Origin of the sequence: Clostridium sp. UBA5119, assembly GCF_002414285.1 — a bacterium.
GTDB classification, from domain to species: domain Bacteria; phylum Bacillota; class Clostridia; order Clostridiales; family Clostridiaceae; genus Clostridium_J; species Clostridium_J sulfidigenes.
In genome coordinates, this window is sequence record NZ_DHYX01000095.1 from 15,771 (window position 1) to 31,724 (window position 15,954).

Genomic DNA, 15,954 nt, shown 5'->3' on the forward strand with positions numbered 1-15,954 from the left:
CTATGATACCACTTTAAAGTTATACTTTATTCCCAATAGGTAATAGCTAAGGTCAATTCTTCTCCATCTTCATTTATGATATCATGAGTACATATATATCCAGTTTGTGATTTTTCAATTTTGGTATGAACTTTTATTTTATGACCGTAATAGGTTTCTTTTTTATATACTACTGTAATCTCACGCATTTCATAATTTAAAGCAATATCTAATGGTATAGATTCAATTATCCAACTTACATATTTTACATTGTTAACATGTTGATTAGTGTCTATATCACTATATCTTATATCAAAGACCTTTTCAGTGTCCCAACTATCTAAAGGCTTCAATGAGGAATGAATAAAGCGTTTATTTTCATCCCTGGATATATTGTATGCAGCATACATATCATCGCTTACTTTTACAGGTCGTCTTTTAGTTGAATCAACTAAGAGCCATATTGACTGTCCATCCACTATTAAGTTACCTAAACTATCTTCAATATAGTTTGTTCTATATGCGTAATATTTATAGAAAGAATTTGCTCTCGTAGATACTCTTAAATTCTCATCATACAAAGGGTATCTACTTATTTTTATATTCCACTGTGTTAGTATCCAACCTTTATTATTTGCTATTAGGTATTCTACACCAACACCACGGCTATCAGATTGTACAGAACATATGTCCATAAGATAATTCATAATAGTGGAAATTAAAGCTCTTTTCTTGGCATCCACTTCATAATAGTGTACATTATAACTTTTACTAGTTATTAAACTCATGCTATTCCTCCTATGGTAATAATAAATGTTACTAAGGCATAAGAATATTTTACCACAAATTTAGAGCGAATTTTATGTTTATAATTGAACTAATTTGTAAATATTTTTTTCTTTATAAGATTATTAAACTCTACTATTAATAGAGAGATAAAATCTACTTTTGTAAATTAGCTATTGAATATAAACTATTGGTAAAATTAACTGTTTATATATTAGATTTAATAGTATAATTAGGGTATCTAATTGTAATTTAGGAAGGAATGGATATAGGCTGTGATCGATATAAAGCTTGAAACATTTATTACTGTGGCTGATACAAAGAACTTTACACGGGCTGCTAGCATATTAAATATGACTCAACCTGCAATTTCTCATCATATAAAACTTTTAGAGGAATATTACAATGTGAAGTTATTAGAGAAAAAGAATAAGAATATGGAGCTTACGGAGGCAGGAAGGATACTTTATAAGTATGCTTTAGAAATTGATAAAATAAGTAAATTGGCAAAAAACCATCTTTCAAATGAATCATCTATTATAAAGAGATATAATGTAGGTGCTACTCTTACTATAGGGGGATATGTACTTCCACCTATCATAGGAAATTATAAGGTGAGCAACAAAAACATAGATGTAATACTTCATGTAGAAAATACAGGGAATATAATCCAAAAACTCTTTAGTGGCGAGATTATATTGGGTGTTATAGAGGGCCCTTTTGATAAAAGTAAGGTGATTTATGAAAAATTTAAAGATGATGAACTAGTATTTGTTATTTCAAAAAGTCATGAAATGGCTAAGAAAAAGAAAATAACAATGGATGAAATTCTTTCAGAAAAACTTATACTAAGAGAAAAGGGATCTGGGACAAGACAGATATTTGAAGATTATATAGTGCAGCAAGGGTTTGAACCTAAGAATATTAATCCTTATATGGAAATTGGAGATATAACAGCAATTATGTCTTTAGTAGAATCTGGACTTGGAGCAACGGTGGTATCAAAGGAAGCATTAAATTCACCATTGATGTGTAAAAAATTTAAAGCATTATCAATCAAAAATATGAAAATGAAAAGAGAATTTAACTTTATATATTTAAAAAACTCAAATATGGATTTTATAAAGAACTTTATTGATTTTTGTAAAAAGCAATGTGATGAGACTGAATTAGAATAAAATATCTTCTAATTTAGTCTCTATTTTATATTTAAGTTATCCTAAGTATAAAGAATCTTTATTTTACTATAACTAATCTTAACTTCACTTTGTAAAATTGCAGAGATATAATAAATATGAAAATATTACAAGGATATTACAAGTGCAGAAAGATTAACAATTAGAATGTCAATATAATGAAATAAAGAAGGGTAGTGAAGAAAATGGCAATAATAGCATCAGCAGAAGAAAAATCAAAATTAAAGGGGCAAGGATTTCTTCCACAAAGAGATGGAATACACTTTGCATGTAGGGTAATAACTGAGGATGGATGCTTAAATTCAAAGGAAACAAGAGTCCTTTCTGAAATAGCTGAGAAATATGGAAGAGGATATATGAGTTATACTACAAGACTTACAGTAGAAATTCCATGGATAAGATTTGAAGATATTGAAAAGGTAAAAGAAGAGCTTAGTGACGCTGGACTAGAAGGTGGGGGGACGGGTCCGAGAGTTAGACCTGTAGTAGCGTGTAAAGGAACGGTATGTATATTTGGGCTTTTAGATACACAAGAATTAGCAAGGAAAATACATGAAAGATTTTATAAAGGATATTACAATGTACTTTTGCCCCATAAGTTTAAAATAGGTATAGGTGGATGTCCAAATAACTGTATAAAGCCAGACTTAAATGATTTTGGCATAATGGGTCAAAGAGTACCGGACTGTAATGAGGATTTATGTTTAGGATGTAAAAAGTGTTCAGTAGAAGAAGCTTGTAAAAAAGGAGCAGCAAAAGTTATTGATGAAAGGCTTCAAATAGATAGGGAGAAGTGTACAAACTGTGGACTTTGTATAGACAAATGTCATTTCGGTTCAATGGTATGCAAAAAAGATGGTGTAAAACTATTTATAGGTGGGAAATGGGGTAAAACTCCAAGACGTGGTGAACAATTGAAAGGGATTTATTTATATGATGAGGCTATGGATATAATAGAAAAAGCAATTTTATACTATAGAGATAACGGAAAAACTGGAGAAAGATTTGGTGATATGGTAGAGAGGATTGGATTTGAAGAAATATCTAAAGGAATATTAGGTAATGAAATTTTAAAAGAGAAAGAAGAAATATTAAAGGCAGAGGTCCACACTAAGAGAAATTATTCCTGTTAATTAAAATATAGAAATAAAAAAGTAAGCTAGGTTTAAGTTGAAATACTTGTACCTAGCTTGTTTTTTCTATTGTAGATTATTTAATAAAAATTTAAGTTTTTCTCTTAAGTCTGATACTTCATTTAAAGAAAGACCAGTACTACAGAACATTTTTTCAGGTATTTTTGAAGCTTTATCCTTCATTGAAATACCTTTATCTGTTAGTTTCACATATACATTTCTTTCATCTTGAGAAGCTCTTATTCTTTGTATTATATCCATGGATTCAAGTCTTTTTAATACAGGGGTAAGGGTTCCAGAATCCAAATAAAGTTTCTTGCCTAACTCTTTTACAGTTATATTATCTTCTTTCCAAAGGACTAAAAGGGTAATATATTGAGTGTAAGTAATTCCAAGTTCATCTAATAGTGGCTTATAGCTTTTTATTACAGCTTTTGAAGAAGCATATAAAGCAAAGCATAGTTGATTATCAATATCTAAATGTTCATAACTCATATTAGAAACCTCAGTCCTATAAAATTTTTTCTATCTCTGGAATCATATCCATAGGATCTACAGGAGATTCAAATCTATCTACTATATTTCCATCTCTATCTATTAAGAATTTAGTGAAGTTCCACTTAATACTATTGCCAATAATATACTCAGGGTATTTTTCTTTCAAGATGTTATCTAGTAGTCTTCCGCTAGGGGTATTTAAATCAAAACCCTTAAAAGGCGTAGAATTACTTAAAAATTTAAATAGGGGATGAGCTGTTTGTCCCTTAACATCTACCTTTTCAAATAATGGGAAAGTAACACCATAGTTTAACTGACAAAATGCTTTTACATCATTGCTATTACCAGGTTCTTGTTCAGCAAATTGATTACATGGGAAGCCTAAAATTTCTAGATCCATATCCTTATATTTATTATAGATATTTTCTAAATCAGAATATTGAGGTGTAAATCCACATTTACTAGCTGTATTTACAACCACTAGAACCTTACCTTTGTATTTTTCTAAAGTAGTTTCTTCTCCGTCTATAGTTTTAACTTTAAAATCATAAATATTCATATATATTTCTCCTTTCACATCGGGATATAATTCACTAAAAAATAGCCAACAATTAAATTGTAAACAATTGATATCTTTAAGTTAATACTACAGTAGAATCTTAAGTATGTCAATATGAAAATAAGATAAATTTAATAATTATTGCATAAAATTTATACTAAAAAACTATTATTATAGTAGTAATTTAAAAGAGGAATAATTATGTGTAATTTTCTAAGAAATAAAGAAGAATTGGCTATCTCCTATGCAAAAAGAGCTATAGAAGAAGTACAGCAAGGTAAAAAGGGGAGAATTAATGCTATATGGTTAGAGATATCAGGGTGTTTTGGAGAAGTAATTTCTCTGTTAAATGGAGATGAACCTGATGTTTTATATATGTTAAAGGAATTTGTTAATATGATTTTCTTTGGCAGTATAAATGGAGATGAGGGACAGGAAAGCTATGAGAGAATATTTGAAATTTTGGATACTGAATATATATTTTTAGTTTGTGGGGCAGTACCATTAAGAGATAATGGTCTATTTACTACTGTTGCTACTTATAATGGAAGAAAAATAACAGCAATGGATGCGGTAGAAACAATTGCTAAAAATGCTAAATATATTATTTCAGTAGGAACATGTGCTTGTTATGGAGGACCTACTGCAGCAAGACCTAATATATCTAATGGAGTTAGCATATCAGAGTTTTTAAAAAGAGACGACATTATTAGAATACCAGGTTGTCCTGCAAATCCTGTTTGGACTATGGGAATTTTGGGTTACATTACATCTTATGGTATGCCAGAAGTTGATAGTGATGGAAGACCTAAGGCTTATTATGGAGAGACAATTCATGACAATTGTCCAAGAAGAAGGTTTTTTGATAATGGAATATTTGCTAAGAAATTTGGAGATCCAGAATGTTTGTTTTCTATATGGTGCAGAGGTCCAATAACTCATGCATATTGTCCTGTAAGTCGATGGAATGGCACTGATAATTGGCCTATCGGGGATAATACTAATTGTATAGGCTGTGCAGGACCTAGATTTCCAGATGGAACAGAACCTTTTGTAAAATATGGAGGAGCTTAATTATGACTAAGATAGTAATTGATCCATTGACTAGGGTAAGTGGACTTTTAAATATAGAAGTGAATGTAGTTAATAATAAGATTATAGATGCAAAAAGTAGTGGAAGTCAGTTTAGAGGATTTGAGGAGATGTTTAAAGATAGATATCCCTTAGATATTATAAGACTGGCTCCAAGGGTATGTGGAATTTGTTCTACTCATCATGCGGTAGCTGCTACTTTATGTCTAGAAGATGCAATGAAAGTTACACCTGATTTTAATGGAAAAGTAGTTAGAGATATTGCTAACGGATTTGAATTTTTGCAGAATTATTTGAGGCACATATATTTTTTCGTATTTCCAGATTATGTAGATATAGTTCATATAAATCCGTTGTATAAAACGGAAAGTGCTAAAGCTGCTGATTACAGGTTATCTAGAGAGGATACAAAAAGAATAAATGAAGATTACTTAGGAGCAGTAAGGTATAGTAGAGAAGCACATAGAGCTGTAGCTGAATTAGCTGGAAAAGTTCCTCATTGTCATGGCATTTTTGTAGGTGGCACAACTACCAATATTGATATACCTCAAATAGAAAACATTAAATATAGTATAAAAGTAATAAAAAGTTTTATTGTAGATAAGCTTATACCGGATGTATATGCTATAGCAGCCACTTATGAGGATTATTTTAAAATTGGTGGTGGATATAAGAATTTTATGAGTTATGGATTATATGATAATTATTTATATCCAATTAAAATGGTATCAACTGGAGTAATGATAAATGGAATTAGAGAAGAATTTCAGTCTAGAAATATAGCAGAAGATATTTCTAAAACTTGGGTAGAATCAGATTTGCAAACTATAATACCAGGAGAAGACAATAAAATCACCTATAATCCTTATAAACCAGAAGCATATAGTTGGGTTAATGCGCCTAGATATAAGGGGAATCCTATGGAGGTTGGAGCACTAGCTAGAATGACTTTAAGTGGTGACTATAGTGGAGGAGTATCTACTATGGATAGAATAATTGCTAAATCAATAGAGGCAAAGAGACTTTGTGAAGCTATAGAGGGATTAATAGATTTATTAAAGCTAAAAAAGGCTTATCAAGAGCAGTGGGAAATACCTGAGGAATCAAGAGGCGTTGGATTAATAGAAGCAGAGAGAGGATCCCTAGGACATTGGTTGTCTATTAAAAATAAGTTAGTACATCACTATACTTTAATACCACCTTCATCTTGGAATTTATCACCTACTGACAATAGAGGAATAAAAGGGCCAGTGGAAGAAGCGTTGATAGGAACGGAAATAAAAGATATGGTCCATCCAGTAGAAATAGGACGTATAGTAAGAAGCTTTGATCCATGTTTAAACTGTGCCGCACATGTAACCAGTGATAAATATGAGCCTATCACAATAAATATACTATGATAAAGATTTTTGCCATTGGAAATATTATTTTGGGTGATGATGGTATAGGAGTAAAGGTAATGGAGTTAATAGGGGCCCAACTGGAAAGCCATAACAAAGAAGTTAAGGTATTAATAGTTGGAATTGATTATATATATTGTTTAAATGAAATTAATAAGGAAGATACTGTTATTCTGGTAGACAGTACCTACTTTGGAATTGAGCCTGGTAGAGTTTCAGTATTAAATTTAAAGGAATGTGATAAATTTATTAGCCCTTGCAGAGATATGCATAGTGAAAATCTTTTGAGGGTTTTAAGAGAGGAATATAGAGAAATTCCTGGATATTTAGTTGGTATTGAAGTAGAAAAGGTGAATTATTCCTTAGAGTTATCTAAAACTTTAATGGATAGTTTACCTAAAATTACTAAAAAAGTATTTAGGGAAATTACAAGGATAATTGGTGATATAAATGCATGAAATTTCAATAATTAGTTACGTTATAGATATGGTAGAGAAACAGTGTATTAAAAATAATATAACTAAGGTAGCAAAAGTAATTTTACAAATAGGAGAATTTTCCTGTATAGATAATTCCTCCATTGATTTTATTTTTAAAGAAATGAGCTCAGGCAGTTGTTGTGAGGGTGCAAAACTTATTATAGAAGAATTATTAAGTAAGGCATATTGTAATAATTGTCATAAGGAATTTCATTTAAAGATTACAAATAGAAAGTGTCCTATTTGTAATCAGATAAGTAATGAAATAACTTCAGGTTATGAAATTTTACTCTACAGAATAGAAGGGGAATAAAGTGATTAGAAAAGGAATTACAGTTAAAGGGACAGTTCAAGGTGTAGGATTTAGACCTTTTGTATATAGAATAGCTCTAGAAAATCAACTATCAGGTTGGGTGAATAATACAAGTAAGGGAGTGCTTATGGAAATTCAAGGAGATGAAGTAGGTATAGAGAATTTTTTAACTGACCTTAGGGAAAGGGCACCTGAGTTAAGTAGTATTGAAGAAGTAGTAGTTGAAAGTAAAAAAAGCCTAAAGGATTATAAGGAGTTTCTTATAGTAGAAAGTACCGAGGAGAAGGGGAGGACTTTAATTTCTCCAGATATAGCTACATGTAATGAGTGTGAAAAAGAGCTAAGGGATAGTAACAATCCAAGAAGATATTTATATCCTTTTATAAATTGTACAAATTGTGGTCCACGATTTTCGATAATAAAAGATACTCCCTATGATAGAACATATACTTCTATGGATAATTTTATTATGTGTGATAAATGCAAGGAAGAATATGGAAATACTAATGATAGAAGATTTCATGCAGAGCCTACCTGTTGTTCCTCTTGTGGTCCAAGAGTAATCCTCTTAGATAATAAGGGGAACCCTATAAAATCTAAGGATGAATTTGAAAGTGTGAGAAAGTATTTAATGGAAGGAAAAATAATTGGAATTAAGGGCATAGGTGGTTTTAATCTTGTTTGTGATGGAAATAATGAATTAGCTATAGAAAAACTAAGGCTTAGAAAACATAGACCAGATAAGGCATTAGCCCTTATGATGAAAGATATAAATGTAGTAGAAAAATATTGCTATGTAAATAGTGAAGAAAAAGAAATTTTAACAGGAAATAAGAAACCTATTTTACTTTTAAAGAAAAAGAACAATAAATTACCAACTAATATTTCTTTTAATAATAAAAGACTAGGAGTAGTATTGCCATATTCTCCTCTTCATTATTTAATATTTAATAACAACATAGATACTTTAGTTTTTACTAGCGGAAATTTAAGTACTATGCCAATAATACATGAGGATATAGAGGCTATAGACAACCTTATGGAAATAGTAGATTATTTTTTTATTCATAATAGAGAAATTAATATTCCCGTTGATGATTCTGTAGTTCAAGTAATTGGTGGTTATGGTAGGGTTATAAGGGCTGGTAGAGGTTATGCCCCTTACTATAATAAGTATCTATTCATAGAAAATATCCTAGCCTTAGGATCTCAATTTAAAAATTCATTTTCCCTTGGAAGTGGAGATTGCATTTTTACAAGTCCTTATATTGGAGATATGGAGGTAGAAGAGAATTATTTAAGATTTAATAAAGTATTAAAGCACATGAAGAATATTTTTAGAGTTGAACCAAGTACAATTATTCATGATATGCATCCTAATTATTGGAGTAAGAATTATTTAGATAAAAACAAGGTGAAAACTCTAGGTGTTTATCATCATCATAGTCATATAGTGAGCTGTATGGTAGAAAATAAAGAAAAGGATAAAGTTATAGGGATAGCCTTTGATGGAGTGGGATATGGAGAAGATGGAAACCTTTGGGGGGGAGAGTTTTTAATATGTGACAAAAAGAACTTTATTAGGGGAGCACACTTAAAATATATTCCTTTGCCTGGAGGGGATGGAGCAGTAAAATTTCCATGGAGAATTGGACTATCACTTTTATTTGGAGTTTTAAAGGAAGAGGAGATTGAAGAAGCTGCTTGTAAATATTTTTACGGTATGGAATCAAGGATAATTATTAATATGCTAAGAAAGAATTTTAATTGTCCACTAACTTCTAGTATGGGAAGACTATTTGATGGAATTGCCAGCCTTTTAGATTTTAATAAAGATGTGTCCTATGAAGGAGAGGCAGCTATGTATGTTGAAAGCTTAGCAGAAGGTTTTATTGATACTAATAATTACGATTATATAAAAAGGTGTGAGAATAGATATCAGTGGGGAATTAGTGATAGCCTTCCTTATATTATAAATATAAATAATATGATTAGAGACATTATAAAGGATTTAGATAATAGCATTGATAAAGGGTGTATAGCTTTAAAGTTTCATAATACTATAATAGATTTTTCAANNATTTGTATTAAGTTGAGAGAAGAATATAGCATAAATAAGGTAGCTTTAAGTGGAGGTGTATTTCAAAACTCTATTTTATTAGAAGGAATAGAAATGGCGTTGAAGGAAAGTGGATTTCAAGTTATAACCCATAGATTAATACCTTGCAATGATGGGGGATTGTCTATAGGTCAGATAGTTATTGGAAATGAGTTATGTAAGGAGAATTAATATGTGTGTAGCCATTCCAGGAAAGGTATTAGAAATATGTGAAGGTAATTCCTTAGTTGAATTTGGGAGTTTAAGAAAAAAAATTAATACTAGTCTAATAGAAAATTTAGTTGTTGGAGAATATGTTTTGGTTCATGTTGGTTGTGCCATTGAAAAAATAGAAGAAAAAGAGGCTATAGAGACTTTAATAATATTTAAGGAGTTAATGGGAGACTTTTAGAATGTTTTATAGAGATGAAGGAAATTCAAGGGAAATTAATTTGGCAATTAAACTATTAAAAAACATAAAGGAAAGGTGTAAGGAAAACATAAATATAATGGAGGTTTGTGGTACACATACACGAAGTATTTATAATTCTGGTATTGATAAGCTGTTACCACCTAATATTAGGTTGTTATCAGGACCAGGATGTCCCGTTTGTGTAACAGATGAGAGCTATATAGATCATGCCATAGAGTTAAGTGAGAAAAAAGATGTAATAATAACTACCTTTGGCGACATGATTAAAGTTCCAGGGAGTTGTAGTTCATTAAGAGAACAGATGGCTAAAGGAAGAAAGGTAGAAGTTGTATATTCCCCATTAGATGCTTTGAAGATAGCAATAAATAATAAAGATAAGATTATAGTTTTTTTAGCTATAGGCTTTGAAACTACGGCACCTATAATAGCTCTTACAATAAAAGAAGCACTAGAGAAAAATGTAAATAACTTTTTTATTTTAAATTCTCTAAAGACTATGCCTAAGGTTATGTCTACCCTAATTTTAGATGAAGAAGTTAAAATTCATGGATTTATATGTCCAGGACATGTAGCAACAATAATTGGTTGCAGACCCTTTGAGAGATTATCTGATGAGTATAAAACTCCTATGGCTATATGCGGCTTCAAGGCTATAGATATATTAGCTGGGATACTTTATATCATATATAAAAAAGAGAGAGGTAATTACGGATGTGAAAATTTATATAAAGGTTTTGTTTATCCAGAAGGAAATAGAAAAGCACAAGAGATATTAAATCAAGTTTTTAAAACCTCAACTAGTTTTTGGAGAGGTTTTGGAGAGATTGAGGGTACAGGATATAAACTAAGAGAGAAATATAGCTCCTTTGATGCTAGAATCAAATTTCCTTTAAAGAATAAAATTGTAAATAAAAATATTCAATGCATTTGTGGAGATATATTAAGGGGTATGAAAAGTCCTATGGATTGTAAAGCTTTTGGAAAAATTTGTACACCGAGGACTCCAATTGGTCCATGCATGGTATCAAAAGAAGGAAGTTGTGGCATTGTATACAATACAAAAGAATTTTAGATTATAAGTTTAATATAGAATATGGTAAAAGTTTAATTTAAATTATATTGAAATTTTATGCTAGGAGGAACTATGGAAGTTATAACATTAGCCCATGGGAGTGGAGGAGAAGAAACATATAAATTAATTAACGAGGTATTTTTAAGGTATTTTAATAATAATATATTAATGGAACAAGGGGATTCAGCTATATTAGATATGATTAATGGAAAAATAGCGGTAACTACAGATAGTTTTGTGGTAGATCCTGTATTTTTTAGGGGGGGAGATATAGGAAAATTGAGTATTTGTGGTACTGTAAATGATATGTGCGTAAGTGGTGCAACTCCCCTATATATATCTGCTGGTTTTATTCTTGAAGAAGGGTTAGAAATTAAAGATTTAGAGAAAATAGTAAAATCTATGGCAGATACTGCTAATAAAGTAGGAGTTAAAATAGTAACAGGAGATACTAAGGTCGTACAAAGTGGAAAAGGCCATAGAATTTATATTAATACAACAGGAATAGGATATATAGAAAAAAATAATTATCAGTTAAACATAAAAGATATTAGAGCAGGAGATGCAATAATTATAAGCGGTACTATTGGAGATCATGGAGTATCTATTATAAATGAAAGAGAAAATTTAGATATAGAATCAGGTATAAAAAGCGATTGTGCTGCCCTTAATGAACTAACAAAAGCTATAATGGATTCTAGCAATGAAGTTAGAATAATGCGAGATCCAACTAGAGGTGGGTTAGCTAACACCTTAAAGGAATTGGTGAACACCAGTGGAAAGTCTATGGAAATATGGCAAAAGGATATACCTATAAAAGATGAAGTAAGAAGTTTTTGTGATCTTTTAGGATTTGACCCTCTTTATATGGCTAATGAAGGAAAGCTGATTTGTATAGTAAGTAATAAGGATGCTCATAAGGTTTTAAATGCAATTAAGTCAAATCCATTAGGAGAAGAAGCTGCTATTATTGGTCATGTGTTAGAGGATGGCAAAAGTAAATTATATTTAAAAACTTATATTGAAGGTATCAGGGTATTGGGACTGCTACAAGGAGAATTAATACCAAGAATATGTTGATTAATTTAAGAAGTGAGAGAAATTTTGCTTCTTTTTTATTATTTTAAATACCTATTTTCAATAAATATATAATTAAATTATTTATAAAGAAATATAAGATATACTCGAGTATATAATAGTAAGTTTTATAATATATTTTGTAATTAAATTTAAAGAAAGGTTTAAAGAAATATTTTTATAGATTAAATATTATAGATTTTTAAGTAATTTAATCATTATTAATAATAAGTATATAAATTACAAAAATATATAAATTAAAAAAATTATACACTCAGGAGGAAAAAATATGAAACATAAGAAATTTAAAAAGCTTAAGAAATTTAAATTACAGAGCATTAGAGTCAAACTTATAGTTATACTTTTACTAATTTGTTTAGTACCAGTTGCGGGAATGGGAATAACTATATATTCGCAATCAAAATCAATTTTAAGAGATAAGCTTGAAACTACAAGCAGACACNNACAATTTTAGAGGTAGATAGGGGAATAGATAATTATTTTATTGGAATGTCTAAATCTGTAGAGCTACTGTCTAATAATATAAATGTTACAGAATCAGATGATAAAGAAGACTATTTTAACTTTGCTAAATTGTTAATATCAGATGTAAAAAAGGCAGATGAAGATATTTTAACTGCTTTTATAGGAACGGAAAAGGGAAAGTTTCATATTTATCCAGAAGCAAACACTGATGCTAATTATGACTATAAATCTAGACCATGGTATAAGCTAGCTATGGAAAATAAAGGTGAAACAGTGATAACTCCGCCATATAAAAGTGCAACCACTGGTGAGAATGTAGTAACTGTAGCTAAAACTATAGAAAAAAATAATAATGTAGTTGGGGTTGTAGGAGTTAATGTAAGTTTAAAAAACCTTTCTGATGGATTATCTGAGATTAAGGTAGGAAATGAAGGGTACATGTATGTATCTGATGCAAGTGGTAATTTAGTAGCACATCCAAATAAAGAAATTATAGGTACTGATGAAGCTGCTAAGCTTTCTGTTTGGAGCGACATAAGCTCAAATAAAGAAGGATTTACTGAGTATGATTTTAATGGGGAAAAGAAATTTGCTGTTTATACTACAAGTCAACTAACAGGATGGAAAATAGTAGCATCTTTGGATGATAAAGAACTTTTAAATGATACACAAAATATTCTAAATATAATTATACTAACCTTAGGAGTAATAGCTATAATAGCTATAGCAGTATCTTTAATATTTAGTAATTCTATTTCAAAGAATATTAATAGATTATTGACGGCTTTTAATAAAGTTAAAGATGGAGATTTAAGGGTTAATGTTAATATAAAATCAAGAGATGAATTTAAAGACTTAGGTGAAAATTTCAATGTAATGATAGAAAACATATCATCTTTAATTAAAAGCGTTAACAAGTCTTCTAATATAGTTTTAGACACTTCATCAAATTTATCTGCTATAGCAGAGGAAACTAGTGCTTCTATCAGTGAAGTAGCAAGAGCTATAGAAGATGTGTCTGGTGGAGCAGTTGAACAAGCTAATAGTGCTCAAGATGGAGCCACAGCTATGATTGAATTATCAGAGAACTTGAAATTATTAAATGAAGCTACAGAAGCCATAGGTGCGGTATATGAAAATGCTAATCACCTAAGCAACAGAGGGTTGACCATGGTAGATACATTGATAGAAAAGTCTAATGATACAAGGATTTCCACGAATAAGGTTTCAGAGTTAGTTATAGATATGGATGAAAGTACAGGAAAAATAAATTCCGTATCAGATACTATTTCTCAGATTACAGAACAAACTAACTTGCTTTCTCTTAATGCATCTATTGAAGCAGCTAGAGCTGGCGAAGCTGGTCGAGGATTTGCAGTAGTAGCAGAAGAGATTAGAAAGCTAGCAGAGCAATCAAAAGATTCCACCATGGAAATTAAGAAGATAGTAGATGATATAAAAACTAAAACTAACATTGCTGTTGTGGCTATTAGGGATACTGAAAAAATTGTAGGAGAACAAGATGGTGTAGTAGACGAAGCAAAGGCTGTATTTAACGATATAATGGCAGGAGTGCAAGATTTAATAAGTAAAGTTACTGAAATTAGTGAATATATAGTAGTTATTAATAAAAAGAAGGATAATGTAGTAACTCAGATAGAAAATATATCATCTATATCACAAGAGACTGCGGCGTCTTCAGAAGAGGTTACTGCTTCAACAGAAGAGGTAACAGGAATTTCAGAGGAACTTACGGGTCATGCTAATGAGTTACAACACATGTCTGAAAAACTAAAAGAAATAATAAATACTTTCAAATTTGAATAAAGATTAAAAGAGAAGGAATATGGAATAATCTATATTCCTTCTCTTTTTATACAAAAGTTATTTAATAAAAGAATAATTTTTTTCGATAATATGTAATAGAAATTTAGTGTTATATAAATGCATAATTAAATTTAAGCCATCTAGGTCAATATCAAATAAAATATTTTAATTTGTTTATACTATATGTTAGAACTCAAAATATATTTAGTTTGGTGCAATATTGTGTATGTTAAAAGGAGAGATATTTATGGATATAAGAGAAATTCCAAAAAGCCAGTTACTTAAAAATGTTTCAATAGATCAAATTAATAAATGTTCAAAAGAAGCTATGATATTAAGTAATACTCAAGTTAGAGTAAGACAACAGGATAATGAGTATTTTGTCATAGAAGGTCTTGAAAAAATATTAAGCACTGATAAAAATGAAGATGGTGATGACTTAATAAAATGTTACATAGTATAATTTTAGAGTGATATTTAATAAATTATTTAAGATATATCATAAACTTTATAAAAAATATTTAAATTAAAAACTCCATTAAAAATACATAAGTTACTGGTATAATCTAATAAATAATTATTATGGAGGGATAGTATGTTTACTAGAATAAAAAAATCACTTAATAGCTTTTTAGATAAGATTGCAAAACAAAATGAGGAACTATATGGGAAAAGAAAAATGGATTGCTGTAATTTAAATAATCAAAATCAGAAGAAGTCTATAAGAAATAAGTAATAGATAAATGTTTTATATAATATATTTATAGTATATATATTGAAATTATAGATAAGGTTTCATATATAATAAAATATAATAATTATATTTTAAATTATTATTGACAAATTCAACAACTCCTAATAAAATTTACTCAGTGAATTTCATCTAAAGGAAAGGTGTATATAAAAGAATGGAGAATAAAATCAAATTATATGGCTTTAATAATCTTACTAAGACACTAAGTTTTAACATCTATGACATTTGTTATGCAAAGGGTGAAAGAGAGCAAAAAGAGTATGTAGATTATATAGATGAGCAATACAATTCAGAAAGATTAACTAAAATATTATGCGATGTTACTGATATTATTGGTGCTCATGTGTTAAACATATCCAAGCAGGACTATGATCCTCAAGGTGCAAGTGTAACCATATTAATTTCTGAGGAACCTTTAGGAGATGGGGTAATAGATGAATCATGTAATAGTGGTAAATACATTTTAAAAACTAAGGAGACTGTTGTTGCACATTTGGATAAGAGTCATGTAACGGTACATACTTATCCTGAATATCATCCAGATAATTCTATAGCAACCTTTCGTGTAGATATAGACGTATCTACTTGTGGACAAATTTCTCCGCTAAATGCATTAGATTATCTAATTAGCAGTTTTGACTCTGATATAATTACCATTGATTACCGTGTTCGAGGATTCACTCGTGACATTAATGGTAAAAAGTGTTTTATAGATACACCAATTAAATCAATTCAAGATTATATTGATGATAAGACTTTGCAAAAGTATGAT

17 protein-coding genes are annotated in these 15,954 nt (G+C 29.8%); 14 read left to right on the forward strand and 3 right to left on the reverse strand.

The features are described 5' to 3' along the window. Nucleotides 1-26: 26 nt before the first annotated feature. The gene (locus B2671_RS14525; protein WP_346871042.1) at nucleotides 27-767 is read right to left on the reverse strand and encodes an acyl-[acyl-carrier-protein] thioesterase; all 741 of its coding nucleotides are present in this window, start codon (nucleotides 765-767) and stop codon (nucleotides 27-29) included. A 273-nt stretch (nucleotides 768-1,040) separates the two neighbouring features. Between B2671_RS14525 and B2671_RS14530 the strand changes: the two genes are divergently transcribed. Together B2671_RS14530 and B2671_RS14535 are read left to right on the forward strand one after the other, a co-directional pair. Continuing rightward, on the forward strand, nucleotides 1,041-1,943 hold the full coding sequence (locus B2671_RS14530; RefSeq protein WP_346871043.1) for a LysR family transcriptional regulator: 903 nt from the start codon (nucleotides 1,041-1,043) through the stop codon (nucleotides 1,941-1,943). Between the two features lie 203 nt (nucleotides 1,944-2,146). After that, a complete protein-coding gene (locus B2671_RS14535; RefSeq protein ID WP_346871044.1) occupies nucleotides 2,147-3,094 on the forward strand; it encodes a 4Fe-4S binding protein in 948 nt (315 codons plus the stop codon). A 66-nt stretch (nucleotides 3,095-3,160) separates the two neighbouring features. Here B2671_RS14535 and B2671_RS14540 read toward each other — a convergent pair whose 3' ends face one another. Next, complete coding sequence (locus B2671_RS14540; RefSeq protein ID WP_346871045.1) at nucleotides 3,161-3,589, reverse strand: MarR family transcriptional regulator; 429 nt, start codon at nucleotides 3,587-3,589, stop codon at nucleotides 3,161-3,163. A gap of 16 nt (nucleotides 3,590-3,605) precedes the next feature. Next, on the reverse strand, nucleotides 3,606-4,151 hold the full coding sequence (locus B2671_RS14545; protein WP_346871046.1) for a glutathione peroxidase: 546 nt from the start codon (nucleotides 4,149-4,151) through the stop codon (nucleotides 3,606-3,608). Between the two features lie 201 nt (nucleotides 4,152-4,352). Between B2671_RS14545 and B2671_RS14550 the strand changes: the two genes are divergently transcribed. From B2671_RS14550 to speD, 12 genes are all read left to right on the forward strand, one after another. Continuing rightward, nucleotides 4,353-5,225, forward strand: coding sequence for a hydrogenase small subunit (locus B2671_RS14550; RefSeq protein WP_346871047.1), 873 nt, complete (start codon nucleotides 4,353-4,355; stop codon nucleotides 5,223-5,225). Between the two features lie 2 nt (nucleotides 5,226-5,227). Then, the gene (locus B2671_RS14555) at nucleotides 5,228-6,643 is read left to right on the forward strand and encodes a nickel-dependent hydrogenase large subunit (RefSeq protein WP_346871048.1); all 1,416 of its coding nucleotides are present in this window, start codon (nucleotides 5,228-5,230) and stop codon (nucleotides 6,641-6,643) included. Further along, nucleotides 6,640-7,101: a hydrogenase maturation protease gene (locus tag B2671_RS14560; protein WP_346871049.1), complete on the forward strand. Its 462-nt coding sequence runs from the start codon at nucleotides 6,640-6,642 to the stop codon at nucleotides 7,099-7,101. The genes B2671_RS14555 and B2671_RS14560 overlap by 4 nt, the downstream gene beginning before the upstream one ends. Beyond that, the gene (gene hypA, locus B2671_RS14565) at nucleotides 7,094-7,435 is read left to right on the forward strand and encodes a hydrogenase maturation nickel metallochaperone HypA (RefSeq protein WP_346871050.1); all 342 of its coding nucleotides are present in this window, start codon (nucleotides 7,094-7,096) and stop codon (nucleotides 7,433-7,435) included. The genes B2671_RS14560 and hypA overlap by 8 nt, the downstream gene beginning before the upstream one ends. A 1-nt stretch (nucleotide 7,436) precedes the next feature. Beyond that, on the forward strand, nucleotides 7,437-9,725 hold the full coding sequence (gene hypF, locus B2671_RS14570; protein ID WP_346871051.1) for a carbamoyltransferase HypF: 2,289 nt from the start codon (nucleotides 7,437-7,439) through the stop codon (nucleotides 9,723-9,725). A gap of 1 nt (nucleotide 9,726) precedes the next feature. Continuing rightward, on the forward strand, nucleotides 9,727-9,945 hold the full coding sequence (locus B2671_RS14575) for a HypC/HybG/HupF family hydrogenase formation chaperone (RefSeq protein WP_346871052.1): 219 nt from the start codon (nucleotides 9,727-9,729) through the stop codon (nucleotides 9,943-9,945). Nucleotide 9,946: 1 nt separating this feature from the next. After that, nucleotides 9,947-11,038 (forward strand): hydrogenase formation protein HypD, encoded by a 1,092-nt coding sequence (gene hypD, locus B2671_RS14580; protein ID WP_346871053.1) that lies wholly within the window; start codon nucleotides 9,947-9,949, stop codon nucleotides 11,036-11,038. Nucleotides 11,039-11,110: 72 nt separating this feature from the next. Beyond that, complete coding sequence (hypE, locus tag B2671_RS14585; protein WP_346871054.1) at nucleotides 11,111-12,118, forward strand: hydrogenase expression/formation protein HypE; 1,008 nt, start codon at nucleotides 11,111-11,113, stop codon at nucleotides 12,116-12,118. A gap of 486 nt (nucleotides 12,119-12,604) precedes the next feature. After that, on the forward strand, nucleotides 12,605-14,428 hold the full coding sequence (locus B2671_RS14590; protein WP_346871092.1) for a methyl-accepting chemotaxis protein: 1,824 nt from the start codon (nucleotides 12,605-12,607) through the stop codon (nucleotides 14,426-14,428). Between the two features lie 247 nt (nucleotides 14,429-14,675). After that, nucleotides 14,676-14,891, forward strand: a complete 216-nt coding sequence (locus tag B2671_RS14595) for a hypothetical protein (protein ID WP_346871055.1) — start codon at nucleotides 14,676-14,678, stop codon at nucleotides 14,889-14,891. A 132-nt stretch (nucleotides 14,892-15,023) separates the two neighbouring features. Beyond that, complete coding sequence (locus tag B2671_RS14600) at nucleotides 15,024-15,164, forward strand: LDCC motif putative metal-binding protein (protein ID WP_346871056.1); 141 nt, start codon at nucleotides 15,024-15,026, stop codon at nucleotides 15,162-15,164. Nucleotides 15,165-15,336: 172 nt separating this feature from the next. Beyond that, the coding region (speD, locus tag B2671_RS14605) for an adenosylmethionine decarboxylase (protein ID WP_346871057.1) at nucleotides 15,337-15,954 on the forward strand (618 nt) is incomplete at its 3' end.

What these genes read in the sequence shown, in the direction of transcription:
- B2671_RS14525 (WP_346871042.1), bottom strand. Translation starts at nt 767, where the DNA reads ATGAGTTTAATAACTAGTAAAAGTTATAATGTACACTATTATGAAGTG.
- B2671_RS14535 (WP_346871044.1), top strand. Translation starts at nt 2,147, where the DNA reads ATGGCAATAATAGCATCAGCAGAAGAAAAATCAAAATTAAAGGGGCAA.
- B2671_RS14540 (WP_346871045.1), bottom strand. Translation starts at nt 3,589, where the DNA reads ATGAGTTATGAACATTTAGATATTGATAATCAACTATGCTTTGCTTTA.
- B2671_RS14545 (WP_346871046.1), bottom strand. Translation starts at nt 4,151, where the DNA reads ATGAATATTTATGATTTTAAAGTTAAAACTATAGACGGAGAAGAAACT.
- B2671_RS14550 (WP_346871047.1), top strand. Translation starts at nt 4,353, where the DNA reads ATGTGTAATTTTCTAAGAAATAAAGAAGAATTGGCTATCTCCTATGCA.
- B2671_RS14555 (WP_346871048.1), top strand. Translation starts at nt 5,228, where the DNA reads ATGACTAAGATAGTAATTGATCCATTGACTAGGGTAAGTGGACTTTTA.
- B2671_RS14560 (WP_346871049.1), top strand. Translation starts at nt 6,640, where the DNA reads ATGATAAAGATTTTTGCCATTGGAAATATTATTTTGGGTGATGATGGT.
- hypA (WP_346871050.1), top strand. Translation starts at nt 7,094, where the DNA reads ATGCATGAAATTTCAATAATTAGTTACGTTATAGATATGGTAGAGAAA.
- B2671_RS14575 (WP_346871052.1), top strand. Translation starts at nt 9,727, where the DNA reads ATGTGTGTAGCCATTCCAGGAAAGGTATTAGAAATATGTGAAGGTAAT.
- hypD (WP_346871053.1), top strand. Translation starts at nt 9,947, where the DNA reads ATGTTTTATAGAGATGAAGGAAATTCAAGGGAAATTAATTTGGCAATT.
- hypE (WP_346871054.1), top strand. Translation starts at nt 11,111, where the DNA reads ATGGAAGTTATAACATTAGCCCATGGGAGTGGAGGAGAAGAAACATAT.
- B2671_RS14595 (WP_346871055.1), top strand. Translation starts at nt 14,676, where the DNA reads ATGGATATAAGAGAAATTCCAAAAAGCCAGTTACTTAAAAATGTTTCA.
- B2671_RS14600 (WP_346871056.1), top strand. Translation starts at nt 15,024, where the DNA reads ATGTTTACTAGAATAAAAAAATCACTTAATAGCTTTTTAGATAAGATT.